The sequence below is a fragment of the Microbacterium sp. SZ1 genome (assembly GCF_002362255.1).
Classification (GTDB): domain Bacteria; phylum Actinomycetota; class Actinomycetes; order Actinomycetales; family Microbacteriaceae; genus Microbacterium.
In genome coordinates this window covers 207,542-228,163 of sequence record NZ_LPVV01000040.1, presented here as the reverse complement: position 1 = coordinate 228,163, position 20,622 = coordinate 207,542, and the positions used below count along the sequence as shown (strand labels likewise).

22 protein-coding genes and 2 tRNA genes are annotated in these 20,622 nt (G+C 68.6%); 13 read left to right on the top strand and 11 right to left on the bottom strand.

Annotated features, from left to right (window positions below; all coding sequences use genetic code 11):
- Nucleotides 1-13: 13 nt before the first annotated feature.
- Entirely contained in the window at nucleotides 14-679 is a 666-nt protein-coding gene (locus AUC47_RS15190) for a hypothetical protein (protein WP_096716017.1), read from the bottom strand.
- A gap of 53 nt (nucleotides 680-732) precedes the next feature.
- On the opposite strand from AUC47_RS15190, the gene AUC47_RS15185 reads away from it, so the two are divergent.
- A complete protein-coding gene (locus AUC47_RS15185) occupies nucleotides 733-1,620 on the top strand; it encodes an acyl-CoA thioesterase (protein ID WP_096716016.1) in 888 nt (295 codons plus the stop codon).
- Between the two features lie 33 nt (nucleotides 1,621-1,653).
- Here AUC47_RS15185 and AUC47_RS15180 read toward each other — a convergent pair whose 3' ends face one another.
- The 4 genes from AUC47_RS15180 to AUC47_RS15165 all read right to left on the bottom strand — a co-directional run bounded on the left by AUC47_RS15180 (nucleotide 1,654) and on the right by AUC47_RS15165 (nucleotide 5,045).
- Nucleotides 1,654-2,142 (bottom strand): acyl-CoA thioesterase, encoded by a 489-nt coding sequence (locus tag AUC47_RS15180; RefSeq protein ID WP_096716015.1) that lies wholly within the window; start codon nucleotides 2,140-2,142, stop codon nucleotides 1,654-1,656.
- A 4-nt stretch (nucleotides 2,143-2,146) separates the two neighbouring features.
- The gene (gene ettA / locus AUC47_RS15175) at nucleotides 2,147-3,826 is read right to left on the bottom strand and encodes an energy-dependent translational throttle protein EttA (protein ID WP_096716014.1); all 1,680 of its coding nucleotides are present in this window, start codon (nucleotides 3,824-3,826) and stop codon (nucleotides 2,147-2,149) included.
- 121 nt (nucleotides 3,827-3,947) lie between these two features.
- Entirely contained in the window at nucleotides 3,948-4,439 is a 492-nt protein-coding gene (locus AUC47_RS15170) for a DUF6993 domain-containing protein (RefSeq protein WP_256999616.1), read from the bottom strand.
- Between the two features lie 54 nt (nucleotides 4,440-4,493).
- Entirely contained in the window at nucleotides 4,494-5,045 is a 552-nt protein-coding gene (locus AUC47_RS15165) for a single-stranded DNA-binding protein (RefSeq protein WP_096716013.1), read from the bottom strand.
- A 217-nt stretch (nucleotides 5,046-5,262) separates the two neighbouring features.
- Here AUC47_RS15165 and AUC47_RS15160 point away from each other — a divergent pair, with 217 nt between their 5' ends.
- The 9 genes from AUC47_RS15160 (at nucleotide 5,263) to AUC47_RS15120 (ending at nucleotide 10,780) form a co-directional block, all read left to right on the top strand.
- On the top strand, nucleotides 5,263-5,532 hold the full coding sequence (locus AUC47_RS15160; protein WP_096716012.1) for a hypothetical protein: 270 nt from the start codon (nucleotides 5,263-5,265) through the stop codon (nucleotides 5,530-5,532).
- 413 nt (nucleotides 5,533-5,945) lie between these two features.
- Nucleotides 5,946-6,021, top strand: a tRNA-Arg gene (locus tag AUC47_RS15155).
- Nucleotides 6,022-6,057: 36 nt separating this feature from the next.
- Nucleotides 6,058-6,684 (top strand): oligoribonuclease, encoded by a 627-nt coding sequence (orn, locus tag AUC47_RS15150; protein WP_096716011.1) that lies wholly within the window; start codon nucleotides 6,058-6,060, stop codon nucleotides 6,682-6,684.
- 36 nt (nucleotides 6,685-6,720) lie between these two features.
- Nucleotides 6,721-6,796 (top strand) — tRNA-His (locus AUC47_RS15145).
- A 97-nt stretch (nucleotides 6,797-6,893) separates the two neighbouring features.
- The gene (locus tag AUC47_RS15140) at nucleotides 6,894-8,975 is read left to right on the top strand and encodes a heavy metal translocating P-type ATPase (protein WP_373557872.1); all 2,082 of its coding nucleotides are present in this window, start codon (nucleotides 6,894-6,896) and stop codon (nucleotides 8,973-8,975) included.
- 9 nt (nucleotides 8,976-8,984) lie between these two features.
- Nucleotides 8,985-9,614: a LysE family transporter gene (locus tag AUC47_RS15135; protein WP_096716009.1), complete on the top strand. Its 630-nt coding sequence runs from the start codon at nucleotides 8,985-8,987 to the stop codon at nucleotides 9,612-9,614.
- Nucleotides 9,615-9,648: 34 nt separating this feature from the next.
- Nucleotides 9,649-9,996, top strand: a complete 348-nt coding sequence (locus AUC47_RS15130) for a metallopeptidase family protein (protein ID WP_096716008.1) — start codon at nucleotides 9,649-9,651, stop codon at nucleotides 9,994-9,996.
- Nucleotides 9,993-10,289: an ATP-dependent Clp protease adapter ClpS gene (gene clpS, locus AUC47_RS15125; RefSeq protein ID WP_096716155.1), complete on the top strand. Its 297-nt coding sequence runs from the start codon at nucleotides 9,993-9,995 to the stop codon at nucleotides 10,287-10,289. The genes AUC47_RS15130 and clpS overlap by 4 nt, the downstream gene beginning before the upstream one ends.
- Entirely contained in the window at nucleotides 10,286-10,780 is a 495-nt protein-coding gene (locus AUC47_RS15120) for a DUF2017 family protein (RefSeq protein WP_096716007.1), read from the top strand. The genes clpS and AUC47_RS15120 overlap by 4 nt, the downstream gene beginning before the upstream one ends.
- Before the next feature lie 3 nt (nucleotides 10,781-10,783).
- Here the strand turns inward: AUC47_RS15120 and AUC47_RS15115 are convergent, their stop codons facing one another.
- From AUC47_RS15115 to gatC, 6 genes are all read right to left on the bottom strand, one after another.
- Entirely contained in the window at nucleotides 10,784-11,365 is a 582-nt protein-coding gene (locus AUC47_RS15115) for a hypothetical protein (protein WP_096716006.1), read from the bottom strand.
- The gene (locus AUC47_RS15110; RefSeq protein WP_096716005.1) at nucleotides 11,349-11,666 is read right to left on the bottom strand and encodes a hypothetical protein; all 318 of its coding nucleotides are present in this window, start codon (nucleotides 11,664-11,666) and stop codon (nucleotides 11,349-11,351) included. The genes AUC47_RS15115 and AUC47_RS15110 overlap by 17 nt, the downstream gene beginning before the upstream one ends.
- Nucleotides 11,667-11,704: 38 nt before the next feature.
- The gene (gene dinB / locus AUC47_RS15105) at nucleotides 11,705-12,961 is read right to left on the bottom strand and encodes a DNA polymerase IV (RefSeq protein WP_096716004.1); all 1,257 of its coding nucleotides are present in this window, start codon (nucleotides 12,959-12,961) and stop codon (nucleotides 11,705-11,707) included.
- A 72-nt stretch (nucleotides 12,962-13,033) separates the two neighbouring features.
- A complete protein-coding gene (gene gatB, locus AUC47_RS15100) occupies nucleotides 13,034-14,548 on the bottom strand; it encodes an Asp-tRNA(Asn)/Glu-tRNA(Gln) amidotransferase subunit GatB (protein WP_096716003.1) in 1,515 nt (504 codons plus the stop codon).
- A complete protein-coding gene (gatA, locus tag AUC47_RS15095) occupies nucleotides 14,548-16,065 on the bottom strand; it encodes an Asp-tRNA(Asn)/Glu-tRNA(Gln) amidotransferase subunit GatA (protein ID WP_096716002.1) in 1,518 nt (505 codons plus the stop codon). The genes gatB and gatA overlap by 1 nt, the downstream gene beginning before the upstream one ends.
- Nucleotides 16,062-16,361 (bottom strand): Asp-tRNA(Asn)/Glu-tRNA(Gln) amidotransferase subunit GatC, encoded by a 300-nt coding sequence (gatC, locus tag AUC47_RS15090; protein WP_096716001.1) that lies wholly within the window; start codon nucleotides 16,359-16,361, stop codon nucleotides 16,062-16,064. The genes gatA and gatC overlap by 4 nt, the downstream gene beginning before the upstream one ends.
- A gap of 68 nt (nucleotides 16,362-16,429) precedes the next feature.
- Here gatC and AUC47_RS15085 point away from each other — a divergent pair, with 68 nt between their 5' ends.
- From AUC47_RS15085 to AUC47_RS15075, 3 genes are read left to right on the top strand one after another with little or no spacing between them, the layout of a single operon-like run.
- On the top strand, nucleotides 16,430-18,130 hold the full coding sequence (locus AUC47_RS15085) for a long-chain-fatty-acid--CoA ligase (protein ID WP_096716000.1): 1,701 nt from the start codon (nucleotides 16,430-16,432) through the stop codon (nucleotides 18,128-18,130).
- Between the two features lie 47 nt (nucleotides 18,131-18,177).
- Nucleotides 18,178-20,007, top strand: a complete 1,830-nt coding sequence (locus tag AUC47_RS15080; RefSeq protein WP_096715999.1) for a DEAD/DEAH box helicase — start codon at nucleotides 18,178-18,180, stop codon at nucleotides 20,005-20,007.
- 58 nt (nucleotides 20,008-20,065) lie between these two features.
- Complete coding sequence (locus AUC47_RS15075; protein ID WP_096715998.1) at nucleotides 20,066-20,617, top strand: GNAT family N-acetyltransferase; 552 nt, start codon at nucleotides 20,066-20,068, stop codon at nucleotides 20,615-20,617.
- The last annotated feature ends 5 nt before the right edge of the window (nucleotides 20,618-20,622 follow it).

Sequence of the window (20,622 nt, the reverse complement as noted above, 5' to 3'; positions counted from 1 at the left end):
GCGGACCGCCCCGTCAGTCGGCGGTGCCCGTCCCGCGCACCGCCGTGAGTCCGATCGCGGCGGGTCCGCGCGTCAGCACGTGTCCCCGGCGAAACGCGAGCCGCGTCCAGCGTCCGGAGCGCATCACGGCGACGTCCTCCTCGCCGGAGATGAACCCGAACGCGTCGGCGGCGAAGGCGACGCCTCTCGGGAGACCGAGCAGGTCGTCTTCCGGCTCGCCCCATATCGCGGCGCGGAGCGCTCGCACGGCCTCCTCACCCGCGCCGTCGGTCGCCCCACGGGCGACAGCGCTGATGCCCCACTGCGCGCGCTGCGCGACGACGGATGCCGCGACGCTTCCTATCCGCTCCCACTCGCCGCGCGGAGGAGCGATGCCGGCCCAGGCGGGCGAGAGTCCGGTCTCGGGCAGATCGAGCACCCGCTCGTCATCGGTCGCGGTGAGGGAGGCGACGACGATGTCGCAGACGAGCTCCGGATCCGCATGGACCACTCGCATGCCGAGCACCGTCGGCGTCTGGTCGAAGAGGCCCTGCGGTGCGAGCGCAGCGGCGGAGAGCGCGAGGACTCCCCCGGTCGCCTGCAGTCGGACGCCCTCGTCGGAGATGCGGCCGGCCCGCCCGACGAACGTCAGGACGTCCTTGGTGGTCGGGGCATCGGCGAGGACGAGCTGCGAGGACACAACCTCTAAACTATCAAGGCCAGCGGACGCCCCAGCCGCTGGGGAGGGATGCCATGACCGCCGATTCGCATGCGATCCGCACCGTCGAGCAGTTGCTGGGGGTGCTCGACCTGGACGACACCCGGGCTCGCACCACGGAGGACATCTTCACGGGTCGCTCGCACCCCATGCCGTCCGGCCGGATCTACGGGGGCCAGGTGCTCGCGCAGAGCCTCCTCGCCGCGGAGCGCACCCTGCCGGAGGACCGGGCCGCGCATTCGATGCACGGCTACTTCCTCCGTCCGGGAGACGCGAGCCAGGGTCTCACGATCGCCGTGGACCGCATCCACGACGGTCGGTCGTTCTCGACACGGCGCTCGCAGGCCTATCAGAACGGCGTGCCGATCTTCTCGATGATCGCCTCGTTCCAGGACGAGGGACCCGGTGTCGAGCATTCGACCCCCATGCCGTCCGGAGTGCCCGACCCCGAGACCCTCCTCCCCGATGAGGAGCGGGTCGACGGACTGCCGCCGGGCACTTCACGGATGCTGAGCGACCGTGCGGCCGATGTCCGGCATGTCGAGGGTCCGCTGTTCCTGCCCAGTGAGGACGAGAAGGTGCCGCAGCAGGGCGTGTGGATGAAGATGCGCGCACCACTGCCCGATGACCCTCGCATCCATCGGGCGGCGCTCGCGTATCTGAGCGACATGACGATCCAGGAGTCGATCCTGCGGGCGCACGGCGTGTACTGGGCGCTCCCCGGACTCAAGGTCGCGAGTCTCGACCATGCGATGTGGTGGCACCGACCGGCGCGCGTCGACGAGTGGCTGCTGTACCTGCAGGAATCGCCCAATGCCCGCGGCGGCCGCGGACTCGCCCAGGGGCGGATCTTCACGCGCGACGGCCAGCTGGTGGCGTCGGTCGCTCAGGAGATCATGGTGCGGGTGCCCGAGCACCCGTGACGCCCCGGCGCACCGCCCGCGGCGCTGGCTCGGTCAGCGGTGCGCGTATTCGATCGACGGTCCGACGAACGGCTCCCACGCGTCGCGCATCTCCTGCGTGAGCCGGGTCGGCCGTCCGGTGCGGGCGTCGACGAGCACGATGACGGCGGTCGACCGCGCGTAGATCCTGCGCGGCTCCGCCGTCGGGTCGTTGTGGACCTCGTAGCAGACCTCGACGCTCGACCCACCGAGCTTGCCGAACCACATCTGGACCTCGAGCGGACGCCGCTGGTACGGCACCGGCGCGAGGTACTCGATCTCCTGCCGCGCGATCAGCGTGAGCACGCCCTCGTCGATTCCCGAGTCGAGCACAGCCGTCGAAGGCGCCTGCTCACCGGGACCCGCCCGCCAGAAGGCTCGCACACGCGCTTCCTCGAGCAGTTTGAGCATCGAGGTGTTGTTGACGTGGTTGAACGCATCCAGATCCCCCCAGCGGAGGTGAATCGGGATGTGCAGGCGGGACCCGGATACGTGCTCGCTCATCGCGTCAGTCGCGCGTGAGCTTGCGGTGGGTGGAGCGGTGCGGCTTTGCGGCATCCGGACCGAGGCGCTCGATCTTGTTCTCCTCGTACGCCTCGAAGTTCCCCTCGAACCAGTACCACTGGTCGGGCTTCTCGTCGGTGCCCTCATAGGCGAGGATGTGCGTGGCGATCCGGTCGAGGAACCACCGGTCGTGGGTGATGACCACCGCACACCCGGGGAACTCGAGCAGAGCGTTCTCGAGGGAGCTGAGGGTCTCGACGTCGAGGTCGTTGGTGGGCTCGTCGAGGAGGAGCAGGTTGCCGCCCTCCTTGAGCGTGAGCGCCAGGTTCAGTCGGTTCCGCTCGCCACCCGACAGGACTCCCGCCTTCTTCTGCTGGTCCGGTCCCTTGAAGCCGAACTTCGAGACGTAGGCGCGGGACGGGATCTCCGTCTTGCCGACCGTGATGAAATCGAGTCCGTCGGACACGACCTCCCAGAGTGTCTTGTCGGGGTCGATGTTCGCGCGCGACTGATCGACGTAGCTGATCTTGACCGTCTCGCCGATCTTCAGGTCGCCGCCGTCGAGGGGCTCGAGGCCGACGATCGTCTTGAAGAGCGTCGTCTTGCCGACGCCGTTGGGGCCGATCACACCGACGATGCCGTTCGGCGGAAGGCTGAAGCTCAGGCCGTCGATCAGCGAACGCCCGTCGAAGCCCTTCTGCAGCTTCTTCGCCTCGATGACGACGTTGCCGAGACGCGGGCCGGCCGGGATCTGGATCTCTTCGAAGTCGAGCTTCCTGGTCCGCTCAGCCTCGGCAGCCATCTCCTCGTAACGGGCGAGACGGGCCTTCGACTTCGTCTGGCGTCCCTTCGCGCTGGAGCGCACCCACTCCAGCTCCTCCTTGAGGCGCTGGGCGAGCTTCGCGTCCTTCTTGCCCTGGATCTCGAGGCGCTCGCCCTTCTTCTCCAGGTACGTCGAGTAGTTGCCCTCGTAGCCGATCAGCCGGCCGCGGTCGACCTCGGCGATCCATTCGGCGACATGGTCAAGAAAGTACCGGTCGTGGGTGATCGCGATGACCGCGCCCTTGTACGACTGGAGGTGCTGCTCGAGCCACAGCACGCTCTCGGCGTCGAGGTGGTTGGTGGGCTCGTCGAGCAGGAGCAGGTCGGGCTTCTGCAGGAGGAGCTTGGCGAGGGCGACGCGTCGCTTCTCACCACCCGAGAGCGGCGCGATCGCGGCATCTCCCGGCGGGGTGCGGAGGGCATCCATGGCCTGCTCGAGTTGGGAGTCGAGGTCCCAGCCGTCGGCCGCGTCGATCTCCTCCTGCAGCGTCCCCATCTCGGCGAGCAGCGAGTCGAAGTCGGCGTCGGGGTCGGCCATGAGGGCGGAGATCTCGTTGAACCGGTCGAGCTTCGCCTTGATCGCGATGCCGTCCTGGATGTTCTCCAGCACCGTCTTGGACTCGTCGAGTTCCGGCTCCTGCATCAGGATGCCGACCGAGAAGCCGGGCGTGAGCTTCGCTTCTCCGTTCGACGGCGTGTCGAGACCCGCCATGATCTTGAGGATCGTGGACTTACCGGCGCCGTTGGGGCCGACCATGCCGATCTTCGCACCGGGCAGGAACGACATCGTGACGTCGTCGAGGATGAGCTTCTCACCCACCGCCTTGCGTGCACGGACCATCGAGTAGATGTACTCAGCCACCGAAAACCGCTCCTTCTCTTCGCGTCGAAGTTCGACACTCCAGCCTACCGGCCCAGCCTCGGCGAGGCCGACGGGTTCCGCGTCGAATCCCGGTCAGGCGCTGTCGCGCGGACGCGACGAGTCACCAGTCGATCGGCCGCGTGCTGCCGACCAGGCAGCGCCCCTCGGCGAGCTGCGGCAGCACCGCAGTGACCGGTTCCCCGGTGGACGGCCCCACCTGCCCGACGAGGCACTCGGTCTCACCCCACCTGACTGAGAACTGCAAGCTCTCGGCGGGGTTCCCCACCGTCGACACGTCCTGCGTCACCTGCATGGCTCCTCGGTCGAAGCCTGCCGCGATCAGAGCATCGATGTAGGCGCGACCGGCGCCGCGCTGATCGGACGCCCAGACCTGCGCGGTGACGTCCGAGAAGAGCGGCAGGTTCTCCTCAGCAGTGCCCTCCGGAACGAGCGTGGGGCCGCTCGGCGTCGGCTCGGCGCTCGTCTCCGCCGCGGTCGGCGACGGGGTGGGCTCGCTCTGCGGACCGCACGCCGACAACAGGAGAGCCGCGCCCATGGCGACGGAGAGGAAAGCAGCAGCGCGTGCCGTTCTGGAGGCCGATCGTCGAAGCACGCCCCGAGTCTACGGGGGCGCCCACGAACGCCCTACGACACGCGCTGCGACGCCTCAGGACGACGCACTCCATGCATCCCCCGCGGCGCCGGAGGCGACCAGCTCCCCGCTCTGAGGATCGACCGAGGTCAGCGACGGATCCGCCCACGGAGTCTCGATGTCGCGTGTGCTCGCGGTCGCATCGGCCGGGACCTGCGGTGAGGAGTCCGGGTCGCCGGACTGTCGACCGTGGTCGGCGGAGTCCGATCGAGAAGCCGACTTCCGGTACGCCGTGGTGCCCCAACGGAGGTCGTGCCCGACCGCATCCGCGTCGATGTCGACGCTCGTCCCCTGCTTGCCGTTGTTCTCCCAGGCCCGGATCTTCATGCGCCCCGTGACGATCACGCTGTCGCCCGCGCGCAACGACGCCTTCACGTTCTCCGCGAGATTGCGGAACGCCGCGACCGAGTACCAGTTCGTGCCGACGTCGATCCAGGTCTGCGTGGCCTCGTCGAAGCGCCGATGCGTGCTGGCGAGGCGGAAGTTGGTCACGGGCACTCCCCCGGCCGTGCGGCCCTGGGTCGGGTCGGTGGCGACGTTGCCGATGATCGTGACGGTGTCCTGCATGTCTGTCTCCTTCGCGAGCCGGGTCGGACGCCCGGATGCTCACAGCATGGTCAGAGAGGAACCGCCGCGTTCGGCGCTGGAGACCGGAACGCCGGTAGCTGGGGACAACTCGACGCGGCACGCGCGTCGTGCGGAAGAGGTCGGGGGGCTCGCTGGTGACCTGCGCGGAGGGAATGTCGGTGGTCGATCGTATGTTCGAACAAGAGAGGAGATACCGATGTCCGACACACAGCTCTTGACCGCACCCGAGGTCCCGTACGCAGCGCCCCGCCTGTCCTCGCCGCACGAGCACCTCGTACGCGCCTCCGCGCATCTGTGGCGCGTGCAGGACGTCCGTGGACGCGTGCTCGGGCACCTCCGAATCCTCGCCGATCCCCTCGGCCTGCGGTACCGCGCGGAGCGTCTGCACCTGCCCACGGGCACATTCCGGCTGGTCGGCGACTTCTGGCGAGCGGACGACGCCGTCGCGGCTCTGCGCAACGGCTGAAGGACGCGCGAGGTGCCGAGCACGGGAGCCGAGCTGCGGGAGATGCAGGCGCGACACCGGCAGCGGAACTTCCTGCACATGATCGAGTACCTTCGCGGGCATCCGTGCCGAGACTGCAGAGAATGCGATCCCGTAGTCCTCGACTTCGATCACCTCCCTGGATACGCCGAGCGATTCGAGATCGCGCGTGCGGTCGGCGCGTCGACGCGCTCGTGGGCGTCGATACTCGCAGAGATCGAGAAATGTGAGGTGGTGTGCGCGAACTGCCACCGTCGTCGGACGGCCCGTCGATCCGGGCACCGCAAACACCCTGTCACGCGGAGAGCGCGTCGGTCCGGATACGGTCGTCGGTGACGGCACCACTGACCCCGGCGGCACGAACTCCGCGCGGGAATCGGTATCCTGAACGTCTACCCCCAGTAGCTCAGTGGATAGAGCATCGATCTTCTAAGTCGCCGGTCGCACGTTCGAATCGTGCCTGGGGGGCCAATGTCCCGGTGTCGGAGCCGTCGATAGGATGGCGGCATGGTATCTGCGTCTGAGAACGACCGACTCGTCTGGATCGACTGCGAGATGACGGGCCTCGACCTCGCAGTAGACGAACTGGTCGAGATCGCGGTCGTGGTCACCGATTTCGAGCTGCGCCCTGTCGACGCCGGGTTCCAGGTCGTCATCCGTCCAAGCGATGAAGCGATCGCGCACATGAACGACTTCGTCACGAAGATGCACGAGACCTCCGGCTTGAGCGAGGAGATCCCGCACGGCGTGACGCTGGCGGAGGCCGAGGCGCAGACCCTGGCGTACATCAAGCGGTTCGCGCCCGTCGAGAAGAAGGCACCACTCGCGGGCAACACGATCGGCACCGACCGCATGTTCCTCGCGAAGTACATGCCACAGGTCGACCAATGGCTGCACTACCGGAACGTCGACGTGTCGAGCATCAAGGAACTCTCCCGGCGTTGGTACCCGCGCGTGTTCTTCCAGGCGCCCTCGAAAGACGGCGGTCATCGCGCGCTCGCCGACATCCTCGAGTCGATCCGTGAACTTCGCTACTACCGTGAAGCGGTCTTCGTCGACGAGCCAGGGCCCTCCAGTGACGACGCCAGAGACATCGCGAGTCGCACCGTGTCGGAGTTCACTCCAAACATGTAATAGACTCGTCTGGTTGCCGATTCCGATCGGCACATGGTGGGTATAGCTCAGCTGGTAGAGCGCTGGCTTGTGGTGCCGGATGTCGCGGGTTCGAGTCCCGTTACTCACCCCACGAAGGCCCGGGTCGTTGACTCGGGCCTTTTTCTCCCCCCATGGAATACCCCCTGGGGGTATTCTGTTCTGATCGATGCAGAGAACGGAGACTCCCGATGATGCACGATCACTCACGGCACGGCGTCGGCGTGCAACACGCAGGCGCGGCGCACCACAACCACGCGAATCACTCCGGCCATGACCACCACTCCGCACACACGGAGCGATTCCGTCGCCTGTTCTGGATCATGCTCGTGATCGCGGTCCCCGTCGTCGCCGCCTCACCGATGTTCGCCATGATCCTGGACTACGACGTTCCATCGTGGGCCCGCTGGATCGCCCCTGTCCTCGGCTCGGCGATGTACGTCTGGGGCGGGGCTCCGTTCCTCACCGGGGCGATCGCGGAGCTGCGTTCCCGGCGGCCTGGGATGATGCTGCTGATCGGCCTCGCCATCACCGTCGCGTTCACGGCATCGTGGGGTGCCAGCCTCGGCCTCGTCCGCCACGAGCTCGAGTTCTGGTGGGAGCTCGCCCTCCTCATCGTCATCATGCTGCTCGGACACTGGATCGAGATGCGCTCTCTCGCGCAGACGACATCCGCCCTCGATTCACTCGCGGCGCTGCTGCCCGACGGGGCCGAGCGCATCGACGGCGAGACGACCGTGACCGTCTCCCCGACCGACCTCCGGGTGGGCGACGTCGTCATCGTGCGCCCCGGCGGTCGAGTGCCGGCCGACGGTCGCATCACCCAGGGATCCGCGAGCATCGACGAATCCATGATCACCGGGGAGTCGAGGACCGTCACACGCGGCGCGGGCGATGCCGTCGTCGCGGGCACCGTCGCCACCGACTCGGGCATCCGCGTCGAGGTCACGGCCGTCGGCGCAGACACCACGCTCGCCGGCATCCAGAGGCTGGTGTCCGATGCCCAGGCGTCCTCGTCGAGGGCCCAGCGCATCGCAGACAGGGCTGCGGCCTGGTTGTTCTGGTTCGCGCTGGGCGCCGCCGTCATCACCGCCGTCGCCTGGTCGACCCTCGGCCTTCCCGACGAGGCGGTCGTGCGCACCATCACGGTCCTCGTGATCGCCTGCCCGCACGCCCTGGGCCTCGCGATCCCCCTCGTGGTGTCGATCGCGACCGAGCGCGCAGCCAGAGCCGGAGTGCTCGTCAAGGACAGGCTGGCTCTCGAGACGATGCGTACCGTCGACACCGTGCTGTTCGACAAGACCGGCACCCTCACCGCGGGCAAGCCCGAGGTCACCGCTGTCAGCACGGTCGCCGATGTCACCGAGGACGAGGTTCTCGCCGCCGCGGCGGCCGCAGAGACCGACTCCGAGCACCCCCTCGCCTCGGCGATCGTCTCCGCCGCGAGAGCGCGCGGACTCACGATCCCGGCTGCGAGAGACTTTCACTCCTCCCCTGCCGTCGGTGTCAGTGCTACTGCCGATGGGCGACACGTCGCCGTGGGCGGACCGCGTCTCCTCGCTCAGGAGGAGCTGGCGGAACTCCCGGCTGCGCGCGGATGGCGGACGGAAGGCGCGATCGTCCTGCACGTGCTGATCGACCATCGCGCGGTCGGTGCGCTCCGGCTGGCTGACGGTATCCGACCGGAGTCGCGGCCCGCTGTCGCGGCCCTGCAGCGACGCGGCATCGAGGTCGTCATGATCACGGGCGACGCGGAGGCCGTCGCACGTCACGTGGCCGACGACCTCGGCATCCGGCGGGTGTTCGCGGGCGTGCGCCCTGAGGACAAGGCGTCCACGGTCCGTGAGCTGCAGGCTGAAGGTCGACGCGTCGCCATGGTCGGAGACGGCGTCAACGATGCACCGGCGCTCGCTCAGGCCGACGTCGGCCTCGCGATCGGAGCGGGTACCGATGTGGCGATCGCGTCGGCCGGTGTCATCCTGGCGTCGGACGACCCGCGCACCGTCGTCTCGGTGATCGAGCTCTCCCGCGCCGGATACCGCAAGATGACCCAGAACCTCTGGTGGGCCGCGGGCTACAACCTCATGTCCGTGCCGTTGGCCGCCGGGATCCTCGCTCCGCTCGGGTTCGTGCTCCCGATGTCCGTCGGCGCGATCCTGATGTCGCTGTCGACCGTCGCGGTCGCCCTCAACGCGCAACTCCTGCGCCGACTCGATCTGAGGCCCGACACCGTGGTCCCGCGCGCGCCGGAGAATGCGAGCCGACGGCCCTAGACTTGCGGGGTGTCGCCGGCAGTCTGGTTCTCGCTCCTCCTCGCCTGCGTCGTGATCAGCTTCACCCCCGGCGCGGGCGCCATCAACACGATGTCGAACGCGCTGAACCAGGGGTGGATGCGGTCGATCTGGGGCATCATCGGCCAGCAGCTCGCTCTCATCGTGCACGTCGTGATCGTCGCCGCCGGGGTGGGGCTCCTCGTCTCGCGCTCCGAGATCCTGTTCACCGCGATCCGGTATGCCGGAGCGGCGTATCTGATCTACCTCGGCGTGCGTCTGATCTTGGCGCGCCCCTCGATGGCGGAGAACGTCGAGGGGCAGCGCCTCGCTGAGCGCGAGAGCCACTGGTCGATGATCCGCCGAGGTTTCTGGGTCAATCTGCTCAACCCCAAGGCGATCGTCTTCTTTCTGGCGTTCATCCCCCAGTTCATCCGCCTCGACGAGCCGCAGCTACCACAGTACCTCATCCTCATCACGACGGTGATCGTGGTCGACATCCTCGTCATGTGGGGGTTCTTCGCCGCCGCCGCTCGCCCGTTCCGCCGCTTCACCCGCTCGCCGCGCGGGCAGCGCACGCTGAACACGGTGTTCGGGTTGCTGTTCATCGGGGTCGCAGCTCTGCTCGCGTTCCTGCACTGACCATCGCCTGCCGCACGGCAATAGGCTGGTGAGGATGGATATGACTGCCGACGCCTTCGAGGAGCTCGTCGTCGACGAACTCGACCGCCTCCCCGATGACATGGTCGAGGGACTCGACAACGTCGTCTTCGTCGTGGAGGACCGGCCGGAAGACGGCAGCCTCGATCTGCTCGGGCTCTACGACGGGCTCGCGCTCACGGAGCGCACGCAGTACGGCATGGGTGAGCTCCCCGACCGCATCGTCGTGTACCGGGAGCCGCACCTCGCCGCGTGCGACGACGAAGACGAGCTGCGCGACGAGATCCACACCACTCTCGTGCACGAGATCGCTCACTTCTACGGAATCGACGACGAGCAGTTGCACGAGCTGGGGTGGGCATGATGAGTCCGCTCGCCACCCCGGAGATCGACGAGCAGCTCGAATTGAGCGCTGCTCCCATGGAACCGTGGGAGGTCATCGTGTGGAACGACCCCGTGAACCTGATGAGCTACGTGGTCCGGGTCTTCCGCACGTACTTCGGATACTCGACCGAGCGTGCCACCCAGCTGATGCTGGCTGTGCACCACGAGGGCCATGCGATCGTCGCGACCGGGCCACGCGAGACCATGGAGGTGCATGCGCAGGCCATGCACGACTACGGCCTCTGGGCCACCGTGCGAAAGGTCGCCCAGTGACCGTCGACCGTCGAGTGACTCTCCAGATGGCTGCGATCGAAGGTCATCAACTCGTGCAGCTGCTCGACGACTTCATCGAGCTCCTCGGCGGCGACCGCGATCCACTCGACACTGCGATCGATCGCCTGACGCCGAGCGCCTACCCCGACGACGAGGAGGCCGCCCGCGCCTACCGCTCGGCCACCGCCGACGACCTCCTCGCTCGCCGTCGCACTGACGCCGTCACGGTGCGGACCTCGATCGCCTCGTCCTTGCCCGACGCGGGGGTCGCCTCGGAGGAGGACGCGTTCGCGTCGATCGACGTCGTGGCGGCGCCCGCCGACCTCGACGCCTGGATGCGGACATTGACCGCACTCCGGCTGGTCATCGCCGATCGCCTCGGCATACAGTCCGATGACGAGCACGACATCGATGACCCGCGATACGCGGTCTACGACTGGCTCGGTTACCGGCTCGAGGTCGTTGTGCTGGCCGCCGACCGTCTCGACTGACGATCAGGGCACGGTCACGACGCGCGTGGCCAGTGTTCGTGGTTCGTCTCTCCGCACGTGCTGGTCCTCCTGCCGCGCCCAGCGGTCCCAGTGCGGGCGGTACGTGTCCCCGTCACGAGCGAGCGCCCGTGCTTTCCTTCTCGGCTCGGCGGAGTCGACCCATACCGTCACGTCGGCGATCTTCGCCGTCGCCGGTGTGAGGATCCCGCTCCCTTCGACGAGCAGGCTGAGAGCGGGATCCACGGCGTGGCTTTCGGCATCCGCCTCGCGCTCCCAGTCCCAGCGCCGCCAACTCCCGAGCAGACCGCGGCCATGAGGCCTGAGGATGCCGTCGAGTGCGCGCTCCACGCCGGCGTCGAGCCCGTCCCACCCGGGGTAGAGCGAGTCGAGGGCGATCGACTGGACCCGTCCCTGAACGGGCCAGCGTGCGACGAGCAGGCGCGCGAGCGTCGTCTTGCCCGCTCCGCTCCGGCCGTCGATCAGAACGACCGGGTTCGACACCGCCAGACCGCGGATGTCGTCGACGATCAGCGTCGCAGCGCGCTCCAGGGCGACCGCGACCGGATCGTCACTTCTTGAGGGCACGGATGATGCGGGAGAGCGCCCGTCCGGCGACCCACACGAAGGGCACGGCCACGACGAGCAGAGTCACGAGGTTCGGCTCGAACCGAAGGCCCTCTTCACGGCGCACATACACGCCGACCGGTACCGAGACGCCGCCACCACCGCCGCCCTCGGCGCCGTCGCCGCTTCCTCCGCCGAAGCCGGAGTACGTGAAGGCGACCGGAGTGATGCTCACGCCGTCGACATCCTGCGGCTCACCGTAGGCGGTCTTGACCCCGAACGACGCGGCCTGCTTTCCGAGTTCCAGTGCAATGTTGGGCATGGGTCCACGCTAGTCCAGGCGCGGGTGACGCGCAGGGGTCATTCCACGCCGTGGGCCTTCGGATGCTGCGCCGCGCCGCGTCCGTCTCCGCGACCGAGGTGCCTGGCCCGGGTGATCGTGGCGGAGCCGAAGCGCGCGACGGCGTCGTCCATGGCGCCCTCGACCCGACGCCAGTCCTCATCCTCGTCCCACAGTCCGATGCCGCCCGCGCCGGCAGGCCGGAGCTTCTCGGCACGCACCCCGACGAGGCGTACAGGGTCGCGTCTGTCGATCTGCGCGAACAGCGCCTGCGCGGCCTCGCCGATGCGCTGACCGACGGCGGTGGGCTCAGCCAGGGTCTGGGATCGGGTGAGGGTGCGGAAATCGTCGAAGCGGATCTTGATCGACACCGTGCCGGTCTCCCACTGCGCCTTGCGGAGCCGCGCTGCGACGCGATCCGCCAGGCGCAGCAGCTCGGCCTTCAGGAACTCGCGGTCGGTGACGTCGGTGTCGAACGTCTCCTCGTGGCCGATGCTCTTCTCGATGCGCTCGGTCTCGACGGCCCTGGCGTCCTCTCCGCGGGAGAGCTGTGACAGGCGCGCGCCGAGCGCAGGCCCGACGGCGCGGTCGAGCATGTCGCGCGACGACTCGCGGATGTCGCGGATCGTGCGGATGCCTCGCCCCTCCAGTGCTTCTGCGGCTTTCGGACCGACTCCCCACAGCGCACGCACCGGCCGCGGGTCGAGGAACGCCTGCGTATCGGCCTCCGCGACGACGAGCATCCCGTCGGGCTTCGCGATCGTCGACGCCATCTTCGCCACGTGCTTCGTGGCGGCGACACCGACGCTGCAGGTGATGCCGACCTCGTCGTAGACCCGACGCCGCACGAGCTCGGCGATGCGGACGGGACTCCCCCACAGGCGACGAACGCCTCGCACATCGAGGAAGGCCTCATCGACCGAGAGGGGCTCGACGAGGGGCGTGATCGACTCGAAGATCGACATGACCTGACGAGAGACAGCCTGGTACCGGTGGAAGTGCGGCGACACGATGCGGGCCGACGGGCACAGGCGCAGCGCCTGAGAGACCGGCATCGCCGAGAGCACGCCGTAGCGGCGCGCCTCATACGAAGCGCTCGACACGACCGAGCGGCCGTCGGGCGAGCCGATGATCAGCGGCAGCCCGCGGAGACTCGGGTCGTCGAGGACCTCGACGGCCGCGTAGAACGCGTCCATGTCGACATGCAGGATGCCGGTTCCCGTGTCGTCGGCATCCGCCGTCGACACGAGGCGCCCTCTGCCGTCACCGTGACCCATCAGTCCATTCTTCCTCGGACAGCGGACATCAGGGGCGGGCTCGGCCGCCGTGGAGCGGCCGAGCCCACGGTGTCACTGCGCGGCGCGCTCGAGCACCAGCTCCCGCACGCGCGCGGCGTCGGCCTGGCCCTTCATCGCCTTCATCACCGCGCCGATGACGGCGCCGGCCGCCTGCACCTTGCCGTCCTTGATCTTCGCGAGGATGTCGGGCTGCGCGGCGAGGGCCTCGTCGATCGCCGCGATCAGCGCACCGTCGTCCGAGACGACGGCGAGACCGCGCGCGTCGACGACCTCGTGCGGCGTGCCCTCACCGGCGATGACGCCCTCGAGCACCTGGCGAGCGAGCTTGTCGGTGAGCGTTCCCGCATCGACGAGCTTCTGCAGGGCGGCGACGTTCTCGGGCGAGACCAGCTCGGTCGCGTCCTTCTCCTGGGCGTTCGCGAGGCGAGTGATCTCACCGGTCCACCACTTTCGCGCGGTCGCGGGGCTGGCGCCGGCCGCGACCGTGGCTTCGACGACCTCGACGAGACCGCCGTTGCGCACGTCCTGGAACTCCAGGTCGGTGAAGCCCCACTCCGCCATCAGACGGCGACGGCGAGCGACCGGCTGCTCGGGCAGCGCCGCACGCAGTTCCTCGATGAGCTCTGCCGCGGGCTCGACCGGCAGCAGGTCGGGCTCGGGGAAGTAGCGGTAGTCGTCGGCATCCGACTTCGGCCGCCCCGGCGAGGTGGTGCCGGTGTCCTCGTGCCAGTGCCGCGTCTCCTGCGTGATCGTGCCGCCGTCGGCGAGGATCTGCGCCTGGCGCTGGATCTCGTAGCGCACTGCGCGCTCGACGGACCGCATCGAGTTGACGTTCTTCGTCTCGGTTCGCGTGCCGAGCTTCTCCTCCCCCCGGCGTCGCAGCGACACGTTGGCGTCACAACGGAGGTTGCCGCGCTCGAGACGTGCCTCCGAGATCCCGAGTCCGCGCACGATGTCGCGGATCGCGGCGACGTATGCCTTCGCCACCTCGGGGGCGCGGTGCTCGGTGCCGAAGATCGTCTTCGTCACGATCTCGACGAGCGGGACACCCGCGCGGTTGTAGTCGACGAGCGAGTACTCGGCGCCCTGGATGCGACCGGTGGAGCCGCCCATGTGGGTGAGCTTCCCGGCATCCTCCTCCATGTGCGCGCGCTCGATCGGGACCTGGACGATCGTGCCGTCCTCGAGCTCGACCTCGACCGAGCCCTCGAAGGCGATCGGCTCGTCGTACTGGGAGATCTGATAGTTCTTGCCGAGGTCGGGGTAGAAGTAGTTCTTCCGCGCGAAGCGGCTCGACTCCGCGATCGAGCAGCCGAGCGCGAGGCCGAGGCTGATCGACGACCGGATGGCGGTCTCGTTCACGACCGGCAGCGACCCGGGCAGGCCGAGGTCGACCGGCGCGATGAGCGTGTTCGGCTCGGCCGCGTGGTAGAGCTCGTTGGCCGGGTTCGGCGCGTCGGAGAACATCTTCGTGTTCGTGTTCAGCTCGACGTGCACCTCGAACCCGAGCACGGGCTCGAACAGCTCGAGCGCCTTGTCGAAGTCCATGAGCTTGGCGGCGGCCATCAGCGGATCCCTCCTGCGAGCTGGGGTGCGCGGGTGAGGAGCGGCGCCCCCCAGGAGTCGACCAGCACGGTCTCGAGCGCGGCGCCGACCTTGTACAGGCGGGCATCCTCACGCGCAGGTGCGATGAACTGGATGCCGACCGGGAGGCCGTCGTCCGACGCGAGACCGCTCGGGATCGAGATCCCGGGGACACCCGCGAGGTTGACCGGGATCGTCGTGACGTCGTTGAGGTACATCTGCAGCGGGTCGTCGATCTTCTCCCCCAGCTTGAACGCCGTGGTGGGCGCCGACGGGGTGGCGATCACGTCGACCTCGGCGAAGGCGTTCGCGAAGTCCTGCTGGATGAGCGTGCGCACCTTCTGCGCGCTGCCGTAGTACGCGTCGTAGTACCCGGCCGAGAGCGCGTACGTGCCGAGGATGATGCGACGCTTGACCTCGTCGCCGAATCCGGCGTCACGGGTGGCCGACATCACGTCCTCGACCGTGGGGTTGCCGGTGGGCGTGACGCGCAGTCCGAAGCGCACGGAGTCGAACTTCGCGAGGTTGCTCGACGCCTCGGCGGGGAGGATCAGGTAGTACGCGGCGACGCCGTACTCGAAGTGCGGCGCGCCGATCTCGACGATCTCGGCACCCTGCGCCTCCATGAGCGCGAGAGCGCTGCGGAAGGACTCCGCGACGCCGGGCTGGAAATCGCTGTCGGCGAGTTCACGGATGACGCCGACCCTGAGGCCCTTGAGCACGTCGCCCCGCGCGCCCTCGCGGGCGGCGTCGGCGAACGACGGCCAGGCGTCCGTGAGCGAGGTCGAGTCCTTCGGGTCATGGCCACCGATCGCGTCGTGCAGCAGACCCGCGTCGAGCACCGTGCGCGTGACGGGACCGACCTGGTCGAGGCTCGATGCCAGCGCGATCGCGCCGTAGCGGCTCACGCCGCCGTACGTGGGCTTCACGCCGACCGTTCCCGTGACATGCGCGGGCTGGCGGATCGAGCCTCCGGTGTCGGAGCCGAGCGCGAGAGGCGCCTCGAACGCCGCCACGGCGGCCGCCGAGCCACCGCCGGAGCCGCCGGGGATCCGGTCGAGGTCCCAGGGGTTGCGCGTCGGCCCGTAGGCGGAGTGCTCGGTCGACGATCCCATGGCGAACTCGTCCATGTTCGTCTTGCCGAGCGGCACGAGGCCCGCAGCGCGCGACCGCGCGACGACCGTGGCGTCATACGGCGAGCGGTACCCCTCGAGGATGCGCGAGCCGCTGGTGGTCGGCTGGTCGGTCGTCACCAGGACGTCCTTGATCGCGAGCGGGACGCCGGCGATCGGACCGAGCTGCTCCCCCGCCGCGCGGCGGGCGTCGATGTCGGACGCCGCGGCGATCGCGCCCTCGTTCACGTGCAGGAAGGCATGGACGTCGCCGTCGACGGCGGCGATCCGGTCGAGGTGCGCCTGAGTGGCCTCGACGCTCGAGATCTCGCGCGACGCCAGCTTGTCGGCGAGCTCTGCGGCGGTCAGACGGATGATGTCGCTCACTGCTCTTCTCCCAGGATCGCGGTGACGCGGAACCGGCCGTCGGCCTGGTCCGGGGCGTTCTGGAGCACCTGCTCATGCGTGAGCGTCTGCCCGACCTCGTCGGGGCGGAAGACGTTGCTCAGCGGGATCGGGTGGCTGGTCGCGGCGACGTCGGCCGTCGCGACCTCCGACACCTTCGCGATGTTGTCGACGATGGCGTCGAGCTGGCCCGTGAGCCGCGTCACCTCGTCGTCGTTCAGCTGGATGCGCGCGAGCACGCCGAGATGGCGCACAAGATCAGGGGTGATTTCAGACACCCCTCCAGTCTAGTTCGCGCGCGACCCCGCTCCCGCAGAGCGGCGAGCCCCCGCCCTATGCTGGGCTCGTGAGCACGTATGAGCCTCCTCGCCCGTGGATCGCCAGCTACGCCGACGGCGTCCCCGACGACCTCGCGGCCGTCTCCGGATCACTGATCGACATCGTCGCCGCGTCGGCCCGCGATTACCCCGACGCTCCCGCCCTGCAGTTCTTCGGCCGGGAGACGACCTACGACGAGTTGCAGCAGGCGATCGACCGTGCCGCATCCGGTCTCCGCGCCCTCGGTGTCCGAGCGGGCGACCCCGTCGCGATCGTGCTGCCGAACTGTCCGCAGCACATCGTGGCGTTCTACGCCGTGCTCCGACTCGGCGCCGTCGTCGTCGAGCACAACCCGCTCTACACGCCTCGCGAGCTGCGCAAGCAGTTCGAGGACCACGGGGCGAAGCATGCGATCGTGTGGAACAAGGTCGTCTCGACGGTGCAGGGCTTCCCCGCCGATCTCGCCGTCGCGAACCTCATCTCCGTCGACGTCACGCGCGCCATGCCGTTCCTCACCCGCACGGCCCTGCGTCTGCCGATCGCGAAGGCCCGCGAATCCCGCGCGGCGCTGACCGAGCGCGTTCGCGGAACCGTCACCTGGGAGACGCTGGTCGGTTCGGAGCCGCTGCCCGCCTCGCACCCTCGCCCGTCGACCGACGATCTGGCGATCATCCAGTACACGTCCGGCACGACGGGAACTCCCAAGGGCGCTGCGCTCACACATCGGAATCTGCTCGCGAACGCCGCTCAAGCACAGGCATGGGTGCCGTCGATCGAGCGCGGCAAGGGATGCGTCGTCTACGCCGTTCTCCCGATGTTCCACGCCTACGGACTGACCCTCTGCCTCACGTTCGCGATGTCGATGGGGGCGCGCCTCGTGCTCTTCCCGAAGTTCGACCCCGGACTCGTGCTCGACGTCATGAAGAAGCACCCCGCGACGTTCCTCCCGCTCGTGCCTCCGATCGCCGACCGGCTGCTGAGCGCCGCGACCGACCAGGGCGTGTCGCTGACGGGCATCGAGGTCGCGATCTCGGGAGCCATGGCTCTCCCCCACGAGCTCGTGGTGCCGTTCGAGGCGGCGACCGGCGGTTTCCTCGTCGAGGGATACGGCCTAAGCGAGTGCTCACCGGTACTCATGGCCAACCCGGTCGCCGACAACCGTGTGCCGGGCACGGTCGGGCTCCCGCTGCCCGGCACCGAGTGCCGCGTCGTCGACCCCGAGAACCCCACGGTCGACGTCCCGGCGGGTTCCGCGGGCGAGCTGCTGGTGCGAGGACCCCAGGTGTTCTCCGGCTACTACGGCAAGCCGGAGGAGACCGAGTCGGTCTTCGTCGACGGGTGGTTCCGCACGGGCGACATCGTGACGATCGACGACGGCGGGTTCATCCGCATCGTCGATCGCATCAAGGAACTCATCATCACCGGCGGCTTCAATGTGGCACCGACCGAGGTCGAGAGCGCCCTGCGTCAGCATCCGCAGGTGATGGATGCCGCGGTCGTCGGCCTTCCGAGCGAGCACTCCGGCGAGGAGGTGGTGGCGGCGATCGTCGCCGATCCGGCGTCCGACGTGGACGTCGAGGCGATCCGCGCGTTCGCCCGCGGCATCCTGACGCCCTACAAGGTGCCCCGTCGCATCTTCGTCGTCGACGAGCTACCGAAGTCGCTGATCGGCAAGGTGCTGCGTCGTCAGGTCAAGGAGAAGCTGCTGGCGCTCAGCAGCGGCTCCTGATCGAGAGCTCACAGGTGGCGTCGGCGGCGAGACGCTACCCTTGATCAGTGACTCCTGAAGACGCTGCGCCCACCGACGCCCCCTCGACACCCGGATTCGAGGAACTCGGAATCACCGGGTCGGTCCTCAAAGCCATCAAGGACCTCGGCTACGAGACGCCCTCCCCGATTCAGGCCGCGACCATCCCGACCCTGCTCTCCGGACGCGATGTCGTCGGCATGGCGCAGACCGGCACGGGAAAGACCGCGGCGTTCGCCCTGCCCGTGCTCGAGCGGCTCGACGTCGCGCAGAAGACACCGCAGGCGCTCGTGCTGGCCCCGACGCGTGAGCTCGCGCTCCAGGTCTGCGAGGCGTTCGAGTCGTACGCCTCGAAGATGAAGGGCGTGCATGTCCTCCCCGTCTACGGCGGCCAGGGATACGGCGTCCAGCTCTCAGCGCTGCGGCGCGGAGTGCACGTCGTGGTCGGCACCCCTGGTCGCATCATGGACCACCTCGCCAAGGGCACCCTCGACCTCTCCGAACTGCAGTACCTCGTTCTCGACGAGGCCGACGAGATGCTCAAGATGGGGTTCGCCGAGGACGTCGAGCAGATCCTCGCCCAGACACCCGTCGAGAAGCAGGTCGCACTGTTCTCGGCGACCATGCCCGCGCAGATCCGCCGTCTCGCGCAGCAATACCTCCGTGATCCCGAAGAGATCACGATCAAGTCCAAGACGGCCACGAACACCAACATCACCCAGCGCTACCTGGTCGTGTCGTATGCGCAGAAGGTCGATGCGCTCACCCGCATCCTCGAGGTCGAGAACTTCGACGGCATGATCGTCTTCGTCCGCACGAAGAACGAGACCGAGACTCTCGCCGAGAAGCTCCGAGCCCGCGGCTACTCTGCCGCGGCGATCAACGGCGACGTGCCACAGGTGCAGCGCGAGCGCAGCGTCAATCAACTCAAGGACGGCAAGCTCGACATTCTGGTCGCCACGGATGTCGCCGCCCGTGGTCTCGACGTCGAGCGCATCAGCCACGTCGTGAACTTCGACATCCCGACGGACACGGAGTCGTACGTGCACCGCATCGGCCGCACGGGCCGCGCCGGTCGCACCGGTGACGCGATCAGCTTCATCACTCCGCGCGAGCGCTACCTGCTCAAGCACATCGAGAAGGCGACGCGCCAGCAGCCGACGCAGATGCAGCTGCCGACGACCGAGGATGTGAACACGACTCGCCTCGCCCGCTTCGACGATGCGATCACAGCGGCGCTCGGCGAGACGACGCGCATCGAGAAGTTCCGCGACATCATCGCGCACTACGTGCGCAACCACGATGTGCCGGAGGCCGACGTCGCCGCCGCGCTCGCGGTCGTCGCACAGGGCGACCAGCCGCTGCTGCTCGACCCCGAGGACGACGCCCTCGCCCGCGCCGTGGAGTTCGACAACCGCCCGCCGCGCGAGCGGGCCACGCGTGAGCCGCGAGAGGCGCGCGAGCCGCGCGAGCGTCGCGGTCGCGGAGACTACGCGGCCTACCGCATCGAAGTCGGTCGCCGCCACCGCGTGGAACCCCGCCAGATCGTCGGCGCGCTCGCGAACGAAGGCGGACTGGGGCGCGACGACTTCGGCGCGATCAACATCCGTCCGGACTTCTCGATCGTCGAGCTGCCCGCGAATCTCGACGCCTCGGTGCTGGAGAAGCTGCGCGACACGCGCATCTCCGGCCGACTGATCGAGATCAAGCCGGACCGTGGCCCCGGTGCTCGACGCGCACCCCGGGACGGTGGACGGGACCGCTTCGAACGACGCGACGACCGTCCCCGATTCGACCGTCGCGACGACCGCCCCGCCCGCGATGACCGCGCGGCTCGCAAGCCGCGTCACAAGAACTGACGTCGGGCTTTCGCGCTTCGGCGGGTGCGCCCGCAGCCGGTAGGGTGACCGGACGCTGATGATCAGGGATGCCACCGTCGCAGATGCGCGCGGCATCGCCGTCGTGCATGTCGACTCGTGGCGTGCGGCGTACGCCGGCCTCATCGACCGGACAGTGGTCGATCAGCAGAGCGTGGATGCACGCGAGGCGATGTGGTCCGCGTGGATCACTCGATCGCTCGCTGGGGCGTCGACCGACGCGTATGGACCGGTCGCGCACCGTCTCGTCGTCGCCGAACTCGACGACCGCATCGTCGGCTGGGCGAGTTTCGGCGGAGGACGCGACGCCGATTTCAGGGATCGCGGAGAGATCGCCGGTCTGTACGCGCATCCCGACGTCTGGTCGCAGGGCGTCGGTCGCGCGCTCATCCGCCATGCTGAGGACGAGTTGCGGACGAGCGGCTGGTCGCGCGCGTACCTGTGGGTGCTGAAAGGCAATGAGCGAGCGATCGGGTTCTACCGTGCGCACGGCTGGACAGCCGACGGCGGTGAGAAGTTCGGCGAGGGTGGCAGTGTGCAGGGCTTGCACGAGCTTCGTCTCGTCACGGACCTCGCCGATCCCGCGGAGTGATCGCG

Excerpts from the sequence above, each read along its gene's own strand:
- AUC47_RS15185 (WP_096716016.1), top strand. The coding sequence starts at position 733 with ATGACCGCCGATTCGCATGCGATCCGCACCGTCGAGCAGTTGCTGGGG.
- AUC47_RS15180 (WP_096716015.1), bottom strand. The coding sequence starts at position 2,142 with ATGAGCGAGCACGTATCCGGGTCCCGCCTGCACATCCCGATTCACCTC.
- AUC47_RS15165 (WP_096716013.1), bottom strand. The coding sequence starts at position 5,045 with ATGCAGGACACCGTCACGATCATCGGCAACGTCGCCACCGACCCGACC.
- AUC47_RS15160 (WP_096716012.1), top strand. The coding sequence starts at position 5,263 with ATGTCCGACACACAGCTCTTGACCGCACCCGAGGTCCCGTACGCAGCG.
- orn (WP_096716011.1), top strand. The coding sequence starts at position 6,058 with ATGGTATCTGCGTCTGAGAACGACCGACTCGTCTGGATCGACTGCGAG.
- AUC47_RS15140 (WP_373557872.1), top strand. The coding sequence starts at position 6,894 with ATGATGCACGATCACTCACGGCACGGCGTCGGCGTGCAACACGCAGGC.
- AUC47_RS15130 (WP_096716008.1), top strand. The coding sequence starts at position 9,649 with ATGGATATGACTGCCGACGCCTTCGAGGAGCTCGTCGTCGACGAACTC.
- clpS (WP_096716155.1), top strand. The coding sequence starts at position 9,993 with ATGATGAGTCCGCTCGCCACCCCGGAGATCGACGAGCAGCTCGAATTG.
- AUC47_RS15110 (WP_096716005.1), bottom strand. The coding sequence starts at position 11,666 with ATGCCCAACATTGCACTGGAACTCGGAAAGCAGGCCGCGTCGTTCGGG.
- dinB (WP_096716004.1), bottom strand. The coding sequence starts at position 12,961 with ATGGGTCACGGTGACGGCAGAGGGCGCCTCGTGTCGACGGCGGATGCC.
- gatB (WP_096716003.1), bottom strand. The coding sequence starts at position 14,548 with ATGGCCGCCGCCAAGCTCATGGACTTCGACAAGGCGCTCGAGCTGTTC.
- AUC47_RS15075 (WP_096715998.1), top strand. The coding sequence starts at position 20,066 with ATGATCAGGGATGCCACCGTCGCAGATGCGCGCGGCATCGCCGTCGTG.